18 protein-coding genes are annotated in these 17,446 nt (G+C 71.6%); 6 read left to right on the top strand and 12 right to left on the bottom strand.

Features of this window, described 5'->3' with window-relative positions:
* Positions 1–27: 27 nt before the first annotated feature.
* The 11 genes from ACFWIW_RS35865 to ACFWIW_RS35915 form a co-directional block, all read right to left on the bottom strand.
* The gene (locus ACFWIW_RS35865) at positions 28–1,569 is read right to left on the bottom strand and encodes a PucR family transcriptional regulator (RefSeq protein ID WP_378372536.1); all 1,542 of its coding nucleotides are present in this window, start codon (positions 1,567–1,569) and stop codon (positions 28–30) included.
* Between the two features lie 117 nt (positions 1,570–1,686).
* Entirely contained in the window at positions 1,687–2,706 is a 1,020-nt protein-coding gene (gene fgd, locus ACFWIW_RS35870) for a glucose-6-phosphate dehydrogenase (coenzyme-F420) (RefSeq protein WP_378372537.1), read from the bottom strand.
* 80 nt (positions 2,707–2,786) lie between these two features.
* Entirely contained in the window at positions 2,787–4,391 is a 1,605-nt protein-coding gene (locus ACFWIW_RS35875) for a helix-turn-helix domain-containing protein (protein ID WP_378372538.1), read from the bottom strand.
* Entirely contained in the window at positions 4,388–5,722 is a 1,335-nt protein-coding gene (locus ACFWIW_RS35880; protein WP_378372539.1) for a hydantoinase/oxoprolinase N-terminal domain-containing protein, read from the bottom strand. The genes ACFWIW_RS35875 and ACFWIW_RS35880 overlap by 4 nt, the downstream gene beginning before the upstream one ends.
* Positions 5,719–6,798, bottom strand: a complete 1,080-nt coding sequence (locus ACFWIW_RS35885) for a DUF917 domain-containing protein (RefSeq protein WP_378372540.1) — start codon at positions 6,796–6,798, stop codon at positions 5,719–5,721. The genes ACFWIW_RS35880 and ACFWIW_RS35885 overlap by 4 nt, the downstream gene beginning before the upstream one ends.
* A 29-nt stretch (positions 6,799–6,827) precedes the next feature.
* Positions 6,828–7,973 carry a M20 family metallopeptidase gene (locus ACFWIW_RS35890; protein WP_378372541.1) on the bottom strand — a complete coding sequence of 382 codons (1,146 nt, stop codon included), beginning with the start codon at positions 7,971–7,973 and terminating at the stop codon, positions 6,828–6,830.
* Entirely contained in the window at positions 7,970–8,908 is a 939-nt protein-coding gene (locus ACFWIW_RS35895) for a DUF1028 domain-containing protein (protein ID WP_378372542.1), read from the bottom strand. Before ACFWIW_RS35895 ends, ACFWIW_RS35890 begins: the two co-directional genes overlap by 4 nt.
* Complete coding sequence (locus ACFWIW_RS35900; RefSeq protein ID WP_378372543.1) at positions 8,905–9,720, bottom strand: alpha/beta fold hydrolase; 816 nt, start codon at positions 9,718–9,720, stop codon at positions 8,905–8,907. The genes ACFWIW_RS35895 and ACFWIW_RS35900 overlap by 4 nt, the downstream gene beginning before the upstream one ends.
* The gene (locus ACFWIW_RS35905) at positions 9,720–10,157 is read right to left on the bottom strand and encodes a nuclear transport factor 2 family protein (protein ID WP_378372544.1); all 438 of its coding nucleotides are present in this window, start codon (positions 10,155–10,157) and stop codon (positions 9,720–9,722) included. Before ACFWIW_RS35905 ends, ACFWIW_RS35900 begins: the two co-directional genes overlap by 1 nt.
* A gap of 12 nt (positions 10,158–10,169) precedes the next feature.
* On the bottom strand, positions 10,170–11,177 hold the full coding sequence (locus tag ACFWIW_RS35910; RefSeq protein WP_378372545.1) for an LLM class flavin-dependent oxidoreductase: 1,008 nt from the start codon (positions 11,175–11,177) through the stop codon (positions 10,170–10,172).
* Between the two features lie 278 nt (positions 11,178–11,455).
* On the bottom strand, positions 11,456–12,055 hold the full coding sequence (locus tag ACFWIW_RS35915) for a TetR/AcrR family transcriptional regulator (RefSeq protein WP_378372546.1): 600 nt from the start codon (positions 12,053–12,055) through the stop codon (positions 11,456–11,458).
* A 115-nt stretch (positions 12,056–12,170) separates the two neighbouring features.
* Here ACFWIW_RS35915 and ACFWIW_RS35920 point away from each other — a divergent pair, with 115 nt between their 5' ends.
* The gene (locus tag ACFWIW_RS35920) at positions 12,171–13,028 is read left to right on the top strand and encodes an NAD(P)H-binding protein (RefSeq protein ID WP_378372547.1); all 858 of its coding nucleotides are present in this window, start codon (positions 12,171–12,173) and stop codon (positions 13,026–13,028) included.
* Here the strand turns inward: ACFWIW_RS35920 and ACFWIW_RS35925 are convergent.
* Positions 13,023–13,883, bottom strand: a complete 861-nt coding sequence (locus ACFWIW_RS35925; RefSeq protein ID WP_378372548.1) for a helix-turn-helix transcriptional regulator — start codon at positions 13,881–13,883, stop codon at positions 13,023–13,025. The two genes, ACFWIW_RS35920 and ACFWIW_RS35925, sit on opposite strands and share 6 nt — an antisense overlap.
* 147 nt (positions 13,884–14,030) lie before the next feature.
* Here ACFWIW_RS35925 and ACFWIW_RS35930 point away from each other — a divergent pair, with 147 nt between their 5' ends.
* From ACFWIW_RS35930 to ACFWIW_RS35950, 5 genes are all read left to right on the top strand, one after another.
* Positions 14,031–15,014: an SDR family oxidoreductase gene (locus tag ACFWIW_RS35930; protein WP_378372549.1), complete on the top strand. Its 984-nt coding sequence runs from the start codon at positions 14,031–14,033 to the stop codon at positions 15,012–15,014.
* Positions 15,015–15,141: 127 nt separating this feature from the next.
* Entirely contained in the window at positions 15,142–15,618 is a 477-nt protein-coding gene (locus tag ACFWIW_RS35935; protein ID WP_378372550.1) for an ATP-binding protein, read from the top strand.
* Positions 15,615–16,043, top strand: coding sequence for an STAS domain-containing protein (locus tag ACFWIW_RS35940; protein WP_378372551.1), 429 nt, complete (start codon positions 15,615–15,617; stop codon positions 16,041–16,043). Before ACFWIW_RS35935 ends, ACFWIW_RS35940 begins: the two co-directional genes overlap by 4 nt.
* Positions 16,015–16,380, top strand: coding sequence for a hypothetical protein (locus tag ACFWIW_RS35945; RefSeq protein ID WP_378372552.1), 366 nt, complete (start codon positions 16,015–16,017; stop codon positions 16,378–16,380). The genes ACFWIW_RS35940 and ACFWIW_RS35945 overlap by 29 nt, the downstream gene beginning before the upstream one ends.
* On the top strand, positions 16,377–17,300 hold the full coding sequence (locus ACFWIW_RS35950; RefSeq protein ID WP_378372553.1) for an anti-sigma factor RsbA family regulatory protein: 924 nt from the start codon (positions 16,377–16,379) through the stop codon (positions 17,298–17,300). The genes ACFWIW_RS35945 and ACFWIW_RS35950 overlap by 4 nt, the downstream gene beginning before the upstream one ends.
* The last annotated feature ends 146 nt before the right edge of the window (positions 17,301–17,446 follow it).

Below are 17,446 nucleotides of genomic sequence, written 5' to 3' on the forward strand. Positions count from 1 at the left end.
CCGCTCCAGGTCCGCGACCGCCACAGCTCACCACCCGTCGCGAAGAGCGAGAAGACGGGTCTGCAGCTCGAGCGTGAATCGCTGGACGGGGTCGTCGAGGTCGACCGCGCACAACGTTTCGATGCGCTGGAGCCGGTAGCGAAAGGTGTTGCGGTGCACCTGGAGCGCGGCCGCGGCACGGGTCGCGTCGCCGCCGGCGTCGAACCAGGTCCGTAACGTGTCCAGGTAGTCGACGCCGCGGGGAGACCCGTCGCGGCGCAGCACGTCGAGTGCGCCGGTGAGCAGGCCCGGATGTTCGCCGGCGAGGCAGGCCAGCTCGGCGATCAGGACGTGCGGGCGTAGCTTCGCCAGCTCGGCGGTGGCCGGTAGCGGCCGCCTGACCAGCACGCTCACGGCGTGGCGGAGCGGACCACGTTCGGCGCGGACCTCGTCGCCGGTGGCACAGGGCCGGCCGACACAGGCCACCATCGGCACTCCCGCACTCGCGGAGGCACGCCGTCGCAGACGCTCGGCGAAGTCGGCGGGCCCCGAGCCGGGCATGGAGGGGAACAAGACGAAGACGAGGTCGCCCACGATCGCGGTGGCCGCGCCCGGGTCGAGCATGCGCGCGCAGCGTGCCAGCCCGCTCTCGACGTCCGGCGTCACCGCGGGCGCGTCAGCGTGGGAACCGAGGGCGACGAGGCACCAGTGCCCGCTCGTGCCGAGCCGTTCGGTCAGTGCCTCCAGCGATCCCGAGCCGGTCAGCAGTCCACGCAGCAGTTCGGCCCGGATCGCGTCCTCGTCGGCGCGTCCGGTGGGCTCGTCGATGAACCAGGCCGCGGCGGCCGCCGCCACATCGCTCAGCATCCGCGGCGCGAACTCGGGTGTGTCCGGTCCGGGCGCGAACACCACGTAGCCGCCGACCATCTTGCCCACGTCGACCGGGGCGGCCCACCGAGGCCCCGCGCCGGGGACGTCGAGGGAAGCGACGCCGCGCACCCTCGCGAGCCGCTCCCGCACTACCGCCGGGACTCGGCGGGCGAGGATCGTCTCGCTGGTGAGCCCGTCGGCCGGGCCCCGGTATCCGAAAGCGAGCACACGGAAGGCGGCGTCGGTGAGCACGACGGCACCGTCCAGCGCGAGCGCCGCGCTCTCGGCGAGATCGAAGAGACCACCGGCGGTCGGGTTCGTGCCGCGGGCGCCGAACCGGGTGCCGGACAGCAGAGACCGGACCAGCGTGCGGATCTCGTCCCAGCCGACCCGCTCGTCCACCGCGATCACCGGCACCCCGGGGCTCGCGGGGATCCCGAGTTCCGCTTCGCGCACCACGACCGCGGCGGCGTCCGCTTGACTTGCCGCCGCCAGTGCCGCGACGAGCTCTTCGCCACTCGGACGGGGTGTCGTCACCAGCACCAGATGATGCCGGTCCGGCGGCCGGGTGGGGTCCCAGTCCGTCACCCCGATCAGGGGCCTGTCGAGTCCTGAAGCCGCGTCGAGCACGCTGAACCAGCCCCGCCGCGCTCCGACGAGAAGCGGCAACCGGATCGTCGGCCTCGTCTCCCGCGGTGAGACGACATCGAGCACCGTCATCGGACCGCTCCTTCCGTCCACGCCACGTCGCGTAGGCGGAAGGCTATGCAGCGACCGAAACGCCGTCAGTGGGCACACAGCCCTGTGGAGATCGCTTCCCAGGGCGGTGAGCACTCCTCAGCCCAAGGCCCGCAGCCGGGGCAGGAGATCCTTGCGGGCCAGTTCGAGGAACCGGGCCTGATCCCCGCCGGGGGCGTGCAGCACCAGATCCGTGAAGCCGGCATCGACGTAGGGGCGGATCTTCGCCACGACCTCGTCCGGGTCGGCGGAGACGATCCACCGGGAGGCGATCTGGGACAGCGGGAGCTCGTCGGCGACCCGTTCCATGTCGACGGGATCGGAGATACCGTGTTTCTGTTCTGGAGTCAGGGAAAGCGGCGCCCAGAACCTGGTGTTCGCGGCCGCCGCCCGAGCGTCGGTGTCGTAGGACAGCTTGATCTCGATCGAGCGCGCGACGTCCGCGGGTTCGCGGGCGGCTTGCTCCGCACCGGCGTCGACGGCGGGCTGCAACTTCTCCGTGTAGAGCTCCATCCCCTTGCCACTGGTGCAGATGAAGCCGTCCGCCACCCGCCCGGCGTACTTCGCCACCACCGGTCCGCCGGCCGCGACGTAGATCGGTACCGGCAGCGGCGGGCGGTCGTAGACCGTCGCGTTCTCGGTGCGGTAGTACTCGCCGTCGAACTTCACCCGTTCCTCCGTCCACAAGAGACGGATGAGGTCGATCGCCTCGCGCAGGCGGGCGAACCGTTCCTTGAAACCCGGCCAGTCGAGGCGGGCGACCGCGACCTCGTTGAGGGCTTCCCCGGTACCCAGACCGAGCACGATCCGTCCCGGGTACAGCGCGCCGAGGGTGCCGAATGCCTGCGCCACCACCGCCGGGTTGTACCGGAAGGTCGCGGTGAGCACGCTCGTCCCGAGCCGGATCCGGCCGGTCCGCTCCCCCACCGCGGCGAGCCACGCCATCGAGAACGGCGCGTGCCCGCCGCGGTGCCGCCAGGGCTGATAGTGGTCGCTGACCATCACGGAGTCGAACCCCTGCCGTTCGGCGAGCACGGCCAGCTCCACCAGCTCGCGCGGGGCGAATTGCTCGGCCGACGCCTTGTAGCCGACGGTGATTCCCTCGGTGCGCATGTCCATTCCGGGGAGTCAACCGGCCACGACAGGCCGCGTCATCGTGCACGGTGGCCCGACGTGGAGCCGCCGTCCTGTGCGTCCTGTCAGCCGGGATCGTCCCAGTCGACGTCGACCGCGCGCGTGGCCAGGTGCACGGCCAACCGGTCGTCCGGATCGCCGAGGTCGGCGGGCAGCAGCTCGGTGATGCGTTCCATCCGTTGCATGACGGTGTTGCGGTGCACGCCGAGGACGGCTCCGGCCGCCTTCGCCGAGGATTGGGCGTCGAGATAGCACCGCAAGGTGCGGACGAGTTCCCCGGACGGGTCGGCCTCGTCGAGCGGAGCGAGCAGGTCGGCCGCGGCGCCGCGCAAGGGAGCCGATCCGTACCAGCCCGCGATCAAGCGGCGGGTGCTGCCGGCGTCGATGTGTTCGACGGCTGCCGGGCGGTGCGCGGTGTGGGCGAGCAAAGCCGCTTGGCGGGCCTGTCCCGCGGAGCGGCCGATACCCGCCGTGCCCGCTTGTGCGCGCCCGACGCCCGCGCACAGACGCAGCCCCGGATGCACGGTTTCGACCGCGGCGAGGGTACTGGCGAGCCGCTCGGTCAGCCGTCCGGGATCCGCCGCGTCGGCTTGTGCCTCGGTGGTCGACCAGAACACCCAGCCCTCGGCACGTTCCACGAGGGTGGCGGGAAGGCCGTGTTCGGCGAGCTGTTCCTCCAGTTCCGCGCCGAGGGCGGACATCCGGAGCGCGGCAGGCGCGGCCGAGACCTGGACCTGCACCGCGGTGTGCCAGCCGGCGAGACGCCAGCCGAGGGCGGTGGCCCGCTCGACCGTGCGGCGTCCCGGTTCTTCCGGTTGTTCGAAGATCTCGTTGAGCAGGAGCGATCGCCGCCGGTGTTCCCGTTCGATCCGGACGGCCTCGCCCGCCACGTGCACCGCGAAGGAGAGGGACGCGATCGCGATCGCGTCCCGGACCGGCTCGAGCAGCACCCCGGCCGCGAACCGGGGCCGCCGCACGGCGATCCAGTAGACCGCGGGCCCGGTCGCGTCGATCTGCACCGGCTGCGCCAGCAGGTCACCGCCGTCGGTCTCGACGATGAGGGCGCCCGGGCGCGACTCGCCAAGCCGCTCCGCGCCCAGGTGGGCCGCGAGCAGCGCGTGCACCGCCGGATCGCCCGCCACGAAACGGGATTCCGCGTCGACGAGGGCGACCGGTTCCCCGAGCGTCGCCGCGAGCCGCGTGGTGAGGGCGTCCGCGTCCGCGGGCGGGCGCTGGAAACGGCGGGAGGCGTCACCGAGCACGCGCAACCCCGCGATCTCGGGGGCGCGGACGTAGGGGTCGAACGCGGTGATCACCCCGGCGGGGGCGATGTCGTCGACACCGATGAGCGGCAAGGCGAGCCGGTCGGCGAGGCGGCGGGTGGCGTACGGGATCCGCCGGGGCGGGCGGGCGGCGATGATCCCGGACAGGCCGGAGCTGCCCGCGAGCCGGATCGCGAGATCCGCCGCGAGATCGTCGAGGACCAGCTGCTCACGGCCGAACACCACGACGCCGCACGGCGCGAGCTCGGAGATCTCGTGCACGGTGGAACCGGCGACGACCATCCGGACGGGCCGCCGCAATCCGGCCTCCCCGCCGAGCACCTCGTAGTGCTCGATCAGGTCCAGATCCAGAAGCTGGCCGAGGGTGACCGCCGGGCCGCTCGTCACGGTGTCACCGGTTCCAGTACCGGTCCGACGGCGGTCACCTGCAGCCGTGCGGCCGGGACCGGGACGTAGGTCATCAGCGCCTCCTTCACCGGGGATTCCCGCAGCGCTCGCGGATCGGCACCCGCCAGGATCGCGGCGTCCCTGGCGAGCCGCCGGGCACGGGCCACCGACTCCTCGCGGCCACCGGTGCCCTGCCAGAAGATCCGGTCGACCGTGCCGGCCGCCTCCGCGGCCGCGGCACCGACCGCCGCCGCGAGATCGCCTTCCGGTGGCCGGATCACCGGGACGTCCGGCGGATCGGGCAGGGTGGCCGCCCGGTCGCCGACGATCACGACCGGCAGGTCGTCGGACCCGTACCGCGCGCGGGCGAGCACCGCGGGGAGCCGGGACGGGCCTGAGCGGTCCACCGAGGTCAGCCGCGGGGTACGCAGGCCGGTCCGGACCCCGGCGATTTCCCGGCGCAGTCCCGATTCCGGCAGCAGCCCGCCGTGCGTCGTCCCGACGACCACCCGGCGGGCCGTCACCTCCACCACCGCGGCCGTGCGCGTGCCCGCCAGTCCGGCCGCGCCATTGACGAGTGCCGCACCCGAAGCGCCGAGGCAAGCCGTGGCGTGGCGAAGCGCGTCGAGCGCGGGCAACACCGTCCCGTCGCCTCGGAGGACGTACAGATCCGCGCCGGGATTGAGCGCGCGCACCGCGGCGCCCAGTTCGCCGATCCTGGCGCGGGCGATCCGGGACAGTGCCGCGTCGAGCACCGCGGTGTGCTCCCGCTCCAGCAGGCCGAGCGCCTCCGTCTCGGCTCCCCGGATCACCGGCACGTCCGGCCCGAGTTCGTCGGCGATCACGGCCGCGGCGCGCAGTTCGTGGTCCGGGTTCTCCAGCCCGTGCACCCCGGCCACCGCGACGGCCCCGACGTTCCCGGCGCATCCGCGGGCGAACTCGGCCACGGCGGCGAGATCAAGGGGCGCCGATTCCCGGCCGTCGTACTCGTGCCCGCCACGCACCATCGTCACCGGTCCCGCGAGCGCGCCGGACAGGTGGGCGGGCCAGCCCGCCAGCGGTGGAAGCGCGGTCGCGGCAGGAGCACCGATGCGCAGTACCCCGACGCGTGACCCGGCGACCACGTCGGAGACCGGGTGGTCCGGCAGGATCGCCACGACCCGGTCGACCGCCGCCGCGTCGAGCCCGCCGTCGATCAACGCGCCGAGCAACCGCGAAGGCGAGTCGCCGCCGGGATGTCCACGATGGACCGCCACGATCCGGCCCTGTCCGTCCAGTGCCACCGCGCGGGCCGAGACGGCGTCCACGCCCACCCGCAACCGGCTCGTCATCGGGACCTCGCCGCGAGGCGCGAATCGAACCGGACCGGATCGACGTCGTAGCCGAACGCGCGCGGTCCGACCATCGCGAGCCCTTCGGGTGTGTGCCAGCGTTCGTCGACCGGGCCGGTGATCACGTGCACGTCCTGGCCGACCGCCAGGTCGACGGTCTGCATCAGCGCGCCCGTGTCCGCGTCCGCGAGACCGATGAGGTCCGGCACGGAGGCCAGCACCGTCCCCTCCCGGCTGACGATCAGGTTCTCGTTCTGGAAGTCGATCCGCGCGTACCCGCCGGACGTCCGCAGGGAAACGACGCCGCGCGGCCAGCCGTCGGCGGAGTGCTGAGCGATTTCGGCGACCGTTCCGGAGCACACCAGACGTCCTCCGCAGGCGCTCAGGTACGGGTCGTACCCGTCCGGATGTGCCGGCGAGACGTCGGCGAGCGCCGCCCCGATCCTGGCGCACGCGCTGATCGACCCGACGGCACCGAGCCGGGCGCAGTCCCCGGCGGTCACCCGGTACGCGCTGATCAACGCGACCAGGCCCAGCCCCGGCATGACGGCCCGCACCAGCTCGCCCAGAACGGTGTCGGCGCCGCTGCTGAACTCCGCCACGACCCCGGCGCCCCCGACCACGGTGATGGGCGGGACGGGGTGGCCTGCCAGTCGCAGCAGCGTCATGTCGATCGAAGGCAGGGTGCGGCGCATCAGGTCGAGGTCGAGGCACGGGAGTCCGAGTTCGGCCGCGACCACCAGTGCGACGGCCACGTTGACGCTGCCGAGCTGGACCGGCAGGACCGCCGCGCATTCGCGGCCGGCCCGGGCTTCCACCGCCGACCGGAGTGTCTCCGCTTCGGCGGTGCTGTGTGCCTTCTCGATGAGGGCGTCCGGCGTGCCGCCGGACACCACCGGCAGCACGAGGGCGTCCGCGGCGAACTCCTCCGCGGCCACGAGCGGGACCGGCCCGTGCCGCCGGACGGCCGCGGTCAGGAGCTGCTGACCCAGGTACGGGTCGCCGCCACCGCCGCTCCCGAAGTGGACGGCGCCCCGCACCACGTCGTCGATCGCGGCTTCGGCCACGTGCTTCATGACCGCACCCTAACCGCCGTCGTGGCTGCTCACGCGCCTGTGACACCCCGGAAGGTCGCGTACAGCCTGGCGAACGTGCGTGCGGCGGTGACAAGTTCGCGGATCGGCACGTACTCGTCGGCGGTGTGGGCGACGGTCATCGACCCCGGCCCGTACACCACGGCGGGCATTCCCAGCCCGTTGCGGAGGAAACGGGCGTCCGTGCCGAGCTTCAGCCCGCGGACCGGCGCGTCCCCCGCGGCCCGCCGGACCTCGGCGACGAACGGGTGCCCGGCGTCCAGCTCGGATCCCTCGGCGAACGCGACGACGTGCGTTTCGTAGTCGAAATCGCCGGCGGCGTCGATCAGCCGGGTCAAACTCGCGAGGGCCTGCTCCCGGGTGTGGCCCGGCAAGACACGTCTGTCGACCCGCAACCGGCACTCGGCGGCGACGATGTTGGCAGCGGTGCCACCGGCGATCGTCCCGACGTTGCACGTGGGCGATCCCAGGAACGGATGAGCGTCGGTGCCGAAATCGGCGAGGTGGAGCGCGGACACGATCCGCGCGGCGTCGGCGATCGCGGAACGCCCGGCCGCCGGGTCGCTGCCGTGCGCCGCCCTGCCACGCACCAGGATCTCCACCATCAGCGATCCCCGCTCGGCCACTCCGACCCGCAGCTCGCTCGGTTCGGGAACGACGGCGGCGTCGGCGCGCACGAGCCCGGCGGCGACCAGTGCCTCGGTACCGGCACGACCGCCGGTCTCCTCGTCCGCCACGAAATGGAAGACGAGGTCCGACGGTGGCACGACGCCGGCGTCCCGGCAGGCTCGCAGCCCCTCGATCGCCGCGGCGATCCCGCCCTTCATGTCGCAGGCGCCGCGGCCGTAGAGCAGGCCGTCCCGCACCAGCCCGCCGAACGGGGGCACCGACCAGTCCGCGTCCGACACGGGGACGACGTCCACGTGCCCGTTGACCAGCAGCGTGGGGCCGTCGCCCGAGCCGACGCGGGCCAGCACGGACGGGCGGCCGGCCTCGGGTTCGAAGATCTCGACGTCGGCGCCCAGTTCGCGCAGCACCGCGGACAGCGGTTCGATCACCGGTCGTTCTCCACCGGGCGGATTCCGGGTGTCGCACCGGATCAGTTCCGCCGCCAGCCCGGTCACCCGGTCGGCGCGGACGGCGGCCGCGGCGTTCATACCCGCTCCCCGACGTGCGAGGTGATCGCGGCGAGCGCTTCGTCGTCGAGAAAGCCGAGCGGAGCCAGCCCCCGCGCGAACCGCAGCAGAGCGGGCCGGAAGGCGACGACTTCGGCGAAGAGGTCGGCGGCCTCGCGGCGCCGTCCGGCGCGGGCGAGCAGGACCGCGCGCCAGAAGTCGGCTTCGCGGTTGTCCGGCCCGATCACCTCGGCCGCCGACGCGAGGGCACCCAGGTGTTCGTCCACCTCGTCCGGTTCGACTCCCTCGAACGGCCCGAGCGTGAGCCCGCGGGTGAACATCACGCCGCCGACGGCGCCGAACGCCCGCGAACGGGGCAACAGCCTCGACAACTCGGCGAGCGGGTCGGGATGGTCGTCGACGCGCAGGTCGGTGACCACCTCGTTCCACGGTGCCGGGCCGCGCGTGCCCGACACCACCAGCAACGCGGCCGACTGCGAACCCCGCACGTCTCCCCCGGCGGCCTCCGCAGCTTGAAGACCGGCGAGGAGACGATCGGCGAGTTCCCCGCCGGTGGACTCGAAGGCGGAAAGCGCGGCCTGGCATACCTCGGGAGTGGCCAGCATGTTCCCCTGCACCGCCACCTGATGACCACGGGCGGACGCGGCCTGTGGCGCGCAGGACTCGCCGGTGTGCATGCCTACCGAGCCCCGCGCGTCGACCACACCCAGCTGGCGGTAACCGGAATCCGGGTCCCCGGCCACCAGGAGATCCACAGTGGACGGTGCGGGTACCCCCGCCCGCAGCAGTTCCAGGCCGCGCGGCCCGAAATCGACGTTGACGAACGCCTGGGTCGCCACCGCGCCGACCCCCGGCTCCGCCCACGGCAGCAACGTGCCGACACCGAAGAAGTGGGTCTGCGCGCCGACGCCGAGCTGACCGGTGGCGGGATCGCGTGCGACGATCGAGTAGGTCACGACTCGCCTTCCTCGGCTCTCGCGATGTGTTTCCGGAGAAGGTCGACCACTTGGTCGGGCTCTTCGAGCATCGGCAGATGCCCTGTCCCCTCCAGCTCCCTCGCGATGCCGCCGGTGGCCTCGGCCAGTTCGCGCGACATCGCGGGCGGGCAGGTCGGGTCCTCGGTACCCGCCACCGCCAGCACCGGGATCCCGGCGGCGGCGACCTTGCCCGCCAGATGCCGGATGTCGGCACCGAAGGCGCCATAGAGGATTTCGGCGACCACTCCTTCCGGCCGGACGCCGACCGCCTCCGCCATCACCGCGCTGATCCGGCCGGAGTCCCGGTGCGCCCGCCCGACGATGCCGGGCACCAGATCGGCGAAATACCCGGCGGTTCCCTTGGTTTCGAGTTCGGTCACCATCGCGCGGATCGCGTCGGACGGCACGCCGGTACCCAGCGTCGAGCCGAACGTGGTGATGCCGAGCACCCGTCGCGGATGCAGCGCCGCCAGCGCGACGGAGATCGTCCCGCCGAGGGAACCGCCGCCGAGATGAACCCGGTCCAGCCCGAGACCGTCGAGAACGGCCAGCACGTCCGGGACGTAGCCCTCCTCGACGGTGAACGGGCCGGCCTGCCCGGATTCCCCGTGGCCGCGCAGATCCAGCGCCATGACCGGCCGGTCGAGCCGGGCGGCGACGTCCGCCCAGACCACGGCCGCGGAGTTGATGGGGTGGATGAGCACGAGCGGGACGCCCGGCCGGTCGCCGGTGGTGCGCAGCACCGACAACCGGCCGGTCCGTCCCGCGACGCTCACGCGGTCCAGACCCATCATTCCGTCCCGTACTTGGGCATCTGCGGATCCTGGACGCTGACGTGCATATGCCAGATCCGCCAGTCCGGCTCGCCCTTGCCGTCGTCGCGGCGGAAGAACTCGGTGGTACGGAACGGTGTCGGCACCGCGTCGGACTGTCCCGGTGCCACGACGTCCGCGACCCCTTCGGCGGTGAGCAGCGCGACGTCACCGAAGATCCGGACGTCCGGCCCGACCGTGTCCTTGATCGCGGTGATGTCCAGCCCGATCTTCGCCGCGTTGACCCACAGGCGGTGTTTGTCCAGCACACCGTGGTAGGTGTGGCCGTTGAGATTGAACTGGTGGTAGCCGTCGCCTTCCGGGAAGTACGCCGTCATCCGGTCGGCGACGAGGCCCACGTTCGCCTCGTACCAGCCCTGGTGCACCGCGAGGATCCGCTCGAGGTCACTGCTCATGGTGATTCCCTTTCAGTGGGTGAATTCGCCGGTCAGCTCGCCGACGGCGGCGAGGGTCTCTTCCGCTCCGTCCGCGACGACGGTCGCGATGGCGACGTTGTCCGCGCCCGCGTCGAGGTACTCCCCGATCCGCGTCCGCGCGGCGTCCTGGCCGCCCACGACGCCGAAGACGTCGAGCCATTCGTCGGGCATCTCCGCGGCGACCACCTCGGGACCGCCGCGGGAAAGCATGTCCGCGAGCGCTTCGTTGGCGCCGACCGCGGCGAACAGCGGGCCGGGACCCGTTGCGGCGAGGTAGAAAGCGAGGACCGCCTTGAGCGCTTCACGCGTCGTGGCCACCTGTCCCGGGTCCCGCGTGACGTTGGCGGCGACGAGGACGCTGATCGTGACGCGCTCGTCGCGTCCGGCCGCCAGGGCCGCCGCGTCGAGCTTGCGCCGCGCCGACCGCACGTACTCGACCGGCGCGAGGGCACTGACGAGCAGGCCGTCGGCGAGCTGTCCGGTCAGTTCGAGGCCCTTGTCGCCGAGCACCCCGGTGAACAGCGGCACCCGCTCGGGGACGGGATGGGTGAGCGCGACCCCGTTGAAGGTGGCGAACCGCCCCTCTTCGTCGACCGTCTCCCCACTCAGCAACGCCCGGACACCGATGAGGGTTTCGCGCAGGGCGCTCATCGGCGACCGCTGGGTCAGGCCCATCTGCGCGGTCCAGCCGGGGACGCCGTGCCCGATCCCGGGGATCAGCCTGCCGGGGTAAGCGCGGGCGAGGGTCCCGATCTCCATGGCCAGCAACGCCGGATGGCGGACGACCGAAGACACGACGCCGATGCCGACCGGGATCCGCGACGTGGCACCGAGCGCGAGCGCGGCCCCCGCCACGCCACCGAGGAAGAAATAGTCCTCCGGGAGCCACATCTCCCCGAATCCGGCGGCTTCCGCCGCCGCGGCCTGCTTGCCGATCTGTTCCGGCGGAGTGGTGCTGCCGAGCAACACTCCCAGCCGGCTGCGGACGGAGTGGGTCATCGACGGGCTCCTGTCGTGCGACGGGATCAGGACGTTGCCCTCGACGTTACGAACGTCACCGTGCCCGCTCTTCGGGCACGGTGACGAACCCTGGAGTGGGTTCCTGTGCGCGGTGCACTACACGCGCCGGACCCGCCTTCGCGACTGTCCACAAGGGACACTTTGGCGAGGGATCCGTTCAGGACTGCCCCAAGTACATGAAGGTGTCCGTGAGGGCCTCCTTCCCTACCTTCAGCGTAGGGAAGGAGGCCCTCACGACCCCGGAACAGGCATCAGTCCTATGTGGACGAGCGGCCGCGGATTCCGTCCAGCAGGTAAGTGGTGCGACGGTCGTAGTCTTCCCGCGCAGGCCGCTCGCCGTGTTTGAGGGCGAGGGCGTTGTCGACGACGAGCGCGTGGAGATCGGCCGCCGTGAACTCCGGCCGCAGCGCACGGGCGGCCCGCGCCGCCGCGACGAGTTCTTCATTGGCCTCGCCTCCGACCCGGCAGATCTCCATGAGCTGCTCCGAGTGCGGGTATGTCCGCAACAGGACGTCGTTGACCGCGGGCTGGCGGTACTGCAGATCGCGGATAGCGGTGAGGTAGTACGCGATCCGCTCGCCGATGTCCTCGATGGTCCGTGTGTGGTCGATGACGGCGAACAGTTCGGTCGCGACTACCTCTTCGATGACGGCGTCGATGAGGCCGATCCGCCCGCCGAACCGGTTGAAGATCGTGGCCTTGCTGACCCCCGCCGCCTTGGCGACCTCCTCCAGCGGCACCGTCAGGCCCTGTCCCTGGAAGGCACCGATCGCGGCGGAGCGGATCTGCTCGGAATTGCGCCTGGCGTCGGCACGCAGCCGGGATTCCGAAGGCGCCCCACCGGCCACAGCCCTCACCGTCTCTCATCGTCGTAATTTGACTCCCCTGGTCAGCTTACCTACAGTCGTCGACAGACGCGAAACTGACCAGGAGGGTCAAGTTATTTCGCCCACACAGGAAGAGGTCGAGAAGATGATCGTTGTCACCGGCGCCACCGGCGGGCTGGGCGGCGCCACCGTCGAGCACCTCCTCGAGCGCGTACCCGCCGACCGGATCGGTGTCAGTGTCCGCGACACCGCCAAGGCCCGGCACTTCGCCGACCGCGGCGTGCGCGTGCGGCGGGGTTCCTACGATGACCCGGCCGCGCTGCGCGACTCGTTCGCCGGCGCCGAGCAGGTCCTCCTGGTGTCGGGCAACGATCCGGCCGCCGATTTGGCCGGTCTGCATCGCAACGCCGTCGAAGCCGCGGTCGCGGCCGGTGCCCGGCGGATCCTCTACACGAGCCAGCACGGTGCCGCCCCCGGCAGCCCGTACCGGCCGTCGGACTTCCACCTCGCCACGGAGGCGATCCTCGCCGACTCCGGAATCGCCTGGACCGCGCTGCGCAATGGCGCCTACGGCCCGCTCGACCAGGTGCTCGGCCCCTGGCAGCGGACCGGCCGGATCGCCCTTCCGGAAGACGGCCCCAGCCCGTACACCGACCGCGCCGACATAGCCGAGGCCATCGCGGTCATCCTCGCCGGCGGCCGCTCCTTCGACGGCCCCGTCACCCTCGCCGCGCCGTCCGCCGTCACCTTCGACGATCTCGCCGAGATCGCCTCCGACCTCACCGGTCGCACCATCGAGCGCGTCGTCGTGGACGACGACCAGTGGGTCGCCGACCAGCTCGCGACCGGCGTCCCGGAGCAGATGGCCCGGCTTCTCCTCACCTGGTACCAGGCCGCCCGCGCCGGCCACTTCGCCGAAACCGGCCCGGTGCTGGCCGAACTCCTCGGCCGCGAACCCCGCACGGTCGCCGCCCGGCTCGCGGCCGGCATCGCCGTCTCATGACTCCGAAGACCCCTGCGCGACGACGTGCCGGGGTCCGATGACGGCGAGAAGCCGGAGCTTCTCGTGGCTTTCACTGCCCGGGACCGCGGTGTAGACGAGGAGCATGTGGGACTGGTCGGGATCGAGAAGTGTCTGACAGGTCAATTCCAGCGCACCGACCTCCGGGTGCACGAAGCGTTTGACGCCGTTGTAGTGGACGCCGATCTCGTGATCGTTCCACGCGGTGCGGAATTCCTCGCTGCGGTCCAGCAGGAGCTCCAGGAGGTGCGCGGCCCGTGAGCCGGGCCCGCGGAGGGTGACCATTTCGCGCAGCCCCGCGGTGAAGACGCGCGTGTGCAACGGATGGTCGTCGGGGTGGTAGAGGGACCGGGTGGTCTCGTCGGTGAACCACCGGTAGCCGATGCTGCGGGACGGGCCGGTGTACCGGGTGGTGTCGCCGGTGAGGGCGACGCCGAGCGGGGTCTGCCGGAGCGTCTCGCCGAGTTCGGTGACGATCTCGGCGGGAGTGTCGGTGAGCCGGTCGAAAATGCGGAGCAGGCCCGGGCTGATGTGTTCGCTGGTCGTGCCTCTCGCGGGCGGATTGTGCCCGGCGAGCCGGAAAAGGTGGTCTCGTTCGTCGAGCGACAGATGCAGGCCCTGCGCGATCGAGGCGATCATCGGCTCGGACGGGTGAGGCCCGCGCTCCCGCTCCAGCCGGCTGTAGTAGTCGGTGGAAATGTGGCAGAGCATGGCGACCTCTTCGCGACGCAGACCGGCGGTTCTGCGCCGTCGCCCGCGCGGGAGCCCGACGTCTTCGGGTTGAAGTGACTCGCGGCGACGGCGCAGGAACCCGGCGAGCCCGGCTCGATCGATCACGGCTGCTTCCTCTCTGGTCCCGATGCCGGTTCAGTCTGCCTTCGCCACCGGACGTTTGCCTGGGATCGACAGGCCGTGGTTGCCGTCGCCGATCCGGCGCAGCCTGAGAGGGAACACACCGCCGGCCAGGAGAATCAGGAGCAGCACATGGCACGCACCCGACCGGACATCACCGTTCCCGATCTGTCCGGGAAGCTCGCCGTCGTCACCGGCGCCAGCGACGGGGTCGGACTGGGCCTGACGGCCCGCCTCGCCGCCGCCGGCGCCGAAGTCGTCATGCCCGTCCGCAACCCCCGCAAGGGCGAAGCGGCCATCGCGAAGATCAAACAGCGGCACCCGGAAGCGGACGTCTCCCTCCGGGACCTGGACCTGTCGTCGCTGAGCTCGGTCGCCGCGCTGGGCGCCACGCTGCGCGAGGAGAACCGGCCGATCCACATCCTCGTCAACAACGCGGGCGTGATGACCCCACCGGACCGGCAGACCACCACCGAGGGATTCGAGCTGCAATTCGGCAGCAACCATCTGGGGCATTTCGCTCTCGTCGCCCACCTGCTGCCTTTGCTGCGTGCCGGACGCGCGCGCGTGACCTCGCAGATCAGCGTCGCCGCGAACCAGCACTCGATCAATTGGGACGACTTGAACTGGGAGCGGACCTACAACGGCCGCCACGCGTACAGCCAGTCCAAGATCGCCTTCGGCCTGTTCGGACTCGAACTCGACCGGCGCAGCCGGGCCGGGGGCTGGGGAATCACCAGCAACCTCGCCCACCCCGGCGTCGCCGCCACCAACCTCCTGGCCGCGCGCCCCGAGGTCGGCCGGACACGGGACACCCTCGGGGTACGCGTCATCCGCGCTCTCGCCGGCCGCGGCATCCTCCTCGGCACGGTCGAGACGGCGCTGCTCCCCGCGCTGATGGCCGCGACCTCGCCCGACGCACACGGCGCCGGCCTGTACGGTCCCAGCGGGCTCGGGCACCTGGCGGGCGCACCCGCGGAACACACCGTCTACTCGCGGCTTCGCGGCAAGGACGACGCCGCACGCATCTGGCGGATCTCCGAGGAGCTGACCGACACCGCCTTCCCGGCCGACGAGGGCAGCCACCCCGGCCCGGGATCACCAGGCCGGCCGTAGACCGGGTCGGGAGATCAGTTCGCGGTCGATGTGGGCCCTGACGTTTGCGTTTGCCACCGGTGGGTACCCCGCCTTCATTGCGCGATGTATCCAAGTTGTCGCCTACAACCGAAGGCGGGTGGGACGGATGTCGACACAACAGGGGATTTCTCCGCGCAATGAGCCGAAATCCGGCGACGTGGCCTACGACCTGGAAACAACCCTGAACCGGGACGTACGCGCCGGGGTCCGCCGATTGCTGGGGCACTACAGCGGCCTCACCGTCGACGACGCGGTACTGGTGACCGACGAACTGGTCAGCAACGCCAACCGGCACGGTGAGGAGCCTCGAACCTGCCGCCTGGGACTGAGGAACGGCGGCAGGAGCCTGCTCATCGAGGTCGACGACTCCTCCGCGCACCAGCCGCGGATCCGGCCTCCGCACGCGGGCGGCGGACGGGGGCTCGTCCTGGTCGACCGGCTGGCCACGACCTGGGGAGTACGCAACCACGCCGAGCACAAAACCGTCTGGGCGGAACTGACCCTCGACCGTGACGGCAGCAGCGGCCACGCGCGGCACCTGCGGGTCGCCGGCGCCTGGGCCACTCCGGAGTCGGCCCCATGACCACCTACGGGACCCGGACCGGCGAGGCACCTGGCGCACTCGCCGGTCCGGCACCGGTGAACCCACCCTCTCCGGACGACATGGACGTCGTCAGCCGTCAGCTGGACGGTCACGCACTGGTGACCGCCACCGGTGAAGTCGACGTCGACACCGCACCCAGGCTCCAGGCGGCGCTCGACGACTCTCACGGCCAGGCCTGCCTCCTGGATCTGACCCGAGTGTCCTTCCTCGACTCCGCGGGTCTCGCCGTCCTGGTGACCGCCCACAGCCACGCGGAAGCACGCCGCGAGCCACTGCGCGTCGTCGTCGACTCCAACAGCCCGGTCATCCGGCCGATCGAAATCACCGGGCTCGACGTCGTACTCCGCCTTTACCACACCGTCGACGAGGCTCTCGATGCCGCGAACCAGCCGCCGAGGCCTTGAACCACAGGCGCCCGCGCACGCCAGCCGTCTCCAGGTGATCCGGCTCTCCGATCGGGAAGGGCTCCGGGTGATCGGCGAGGTGGACCTGTGCACCAGGGAGATCTGGCGGACCGCGCTGGGTCCGGTGGCAGGCAACCGGGTGCCGGGGCTGGACCTGTCCCGGCTCTCGTTCATCGACGCCCACGGGACGACGATGCTCATCGCCGCCGCACAGCACCGGCCCGGCGCGGCCCCTCTCACCCTCACCCGCCCACCGAAGGTTCTGCTGAAAGTGTTGCCGCTCCTCTGCCCGGCCGAGACGGCGAACGTCGTGATCGATCTCCAAGGCGCGTCATGACCACGCCGTCCGATCCGTTCATCCACCCGGCGCTGTTCTACCGCGGTCCCGACGAGTATCTGGCCGGGACAGTCCCTTTCGTGCTGGACGCGCTCGCCGCGGGCGAACCCGTGGCGGTCGCCGTGCCCGGGGACAACCTCGCCCTCCTGCGCGCCGGACTCGGTCCCGACGCCGGCCGCGTGCGGCTGCTGGACATGAACACCGCCGGGCGAAACCCCGGTCGGATCATTCCCGGTGTACTCCGCGCCTTCGCCGACGCCCACCCCGATGGGCCCGTCCGCATCATCGGCGAACCGATCTGGCCCGACCGCACCGACCACGAATACCCAGCCTGCGCCCAGCACGAGGCCTTGATCAACCTCGCCTTCACCGGCCGGGATCTCACCATCCTTTGCCCTTACGACACCGAAAACCTCTCCACGGCGGCACTGGCCGACGCCGAAGCGACCCATCCGCTCCTCATCGACGTCACCGGACGGCGGACCAGTACCGCCTACGATCCCCAGCGCGTCATCGACCGCTACAACCAGCCGTTCCCCGAACCCGCCGAGGCCGCCGAAGTCACCGTCGACGCCACCAACCTCGCCGAGGCCCGGCATCTCGCGCGGCTCCACGCGCACCACGCGGGCCTTTCCGAGGACCGCACCGCCGACGTGGAACTGGTCGTCACCGAACTCGTCACCAACAGCATCGACCACGGCGGAGGCTCCGGCAGGCTGCGGATCTGGGCCACCGGAGAACACCTCGCCTGCGAAGTCCACGACGACGGCACCCTGACCGATCCCCTCGCCGGAAGGCATCCGGCCACCCCTGGCCAGCTGCGCAACCGCGGACTGTTGCTGGTCAACCACATGGCCGACCTCGTGCGCCTCCACACCGGCCCCCGTGGCACCACCCTGCGGACCTATTTCGGGCTGTGACCGGCCGCGGCGTTGGCCGGCCCGCGCGTCACTCACTGAGAGACCTCATCGCCCAAGCCGGCGTGTTGCGAAAGCCACTTTCGCAACGTTGAAGGTTGCGAAAGTGGCTTTCGCAACACGAACGGCACGAGGCCGCACCCCTCAAC

The sequence above is a fragment of the Amycolatopsis sp. NPDC058340 genome, from assembly GCF_042723975.1.
Taxonomy (GTDB): Bacteria; Actinomycetota; Actinomycetes; order Mycobacteriales; family Pseudonocardiaceae; genus Amycolatopsis.

Coding starts and splice junctions, on each gene's coding strand:
- ACFWIW_RS35930 (WP_378372549.1), top strand. CDS start 14,031: ATGGCACGCACCCGACCGGACATCACCGTTCCCGATCTGTCCGGGAAG.
- ACFWIW_RS35890 (WP_378372541.1), bottom strand. CDS start 7,973: ATGAACGCCGCGGCCGCCGTCCGCGCCGACCGGGTGACCGGGCTGGCG.
- ACFWIW_RS35900 (WP_378372543.1), bottom strand. CDS start 9,720: ATGGGTCTGGACCGCGTGAGCGTCGCGGGACGGACCGGCCGGTTGTCG.
- ACFWIW_RS35880 (WP_378372539.1), bottom strand. CDS start 5,722: ATGACGAGCCGGTTGCGGGTGGGCGTGGACGCCGTCTCGGCCCGCGCG.
- ACFWIW_RS35935 (WP_378372550.1), top strand. CDS start 15,142: ATGTCGACACAACAGGGGATTTCTCCGCGCAATGAGCCGAAATCCGGC.
- ACFWIW_RS35905 (WP_378372544.1), bottom strand. CDS start 10,157: ATGAGCAGTGACCTCGAGCGGATCCTCGCGGTGCACCAGGGCTGGTAC.
- ACFWIW_RS35885 (WP_378372540.1), bottom strand. CDS start 6,798: ATGAAGCACGTGGCCGAAGCCGCGATCGACGACGTGGTGCGGGGCGCC.
- ACFWIW_RS35950 (WP_378372553.1), top strand. CDS start 16,377: ATGACCACGCCGTCCGATCCGTTCATCCACCCGGCGCTGTTCTACCGC.
- ACFWIW_RS35865 (WP_378372536.1), bottom strand. CDS start 1,569: ATGACGGTGCTCGATGTCGTCTCACCGCGGGAGACGAGGCCGACGATC.
- ACFWIW_RS35945 (WP_378372552.1), top strand. CDS start 16,015: ATGCCGCGAACCAGCCGCCGAGGCCTTGAACCACAGGCGCCCGCGCAC.
- ACFWIW_RS35910 (WP_378372545.1), bottom strand. CDS start 11,177: ATGACCCACTCCGTCCGCAGCCGGCTGGGAGTGTTGCTCGGCAGCACC.
- fgd (WP_378372537.1), bottom strand. CDS start 2,706: ATGGACATGCGCACCGAGGGAATCACCGTCGGCTACAAGGCGTCGGCC.
- ACFWIW_RS35920 (WP_378372547.1), top strand. CDS start 12,171: ATGATCGTTGTCACCGGCGCCACCGGCGGGCTGGGCGGCGCCACCGTC.
- ACFWIW_RS35940 (WP_378372551.1), top strand. CDS start 15,615: ATGACCACCTACGGGACCCGGACCGGCGAGGCACCTGGCGCACTCGCC.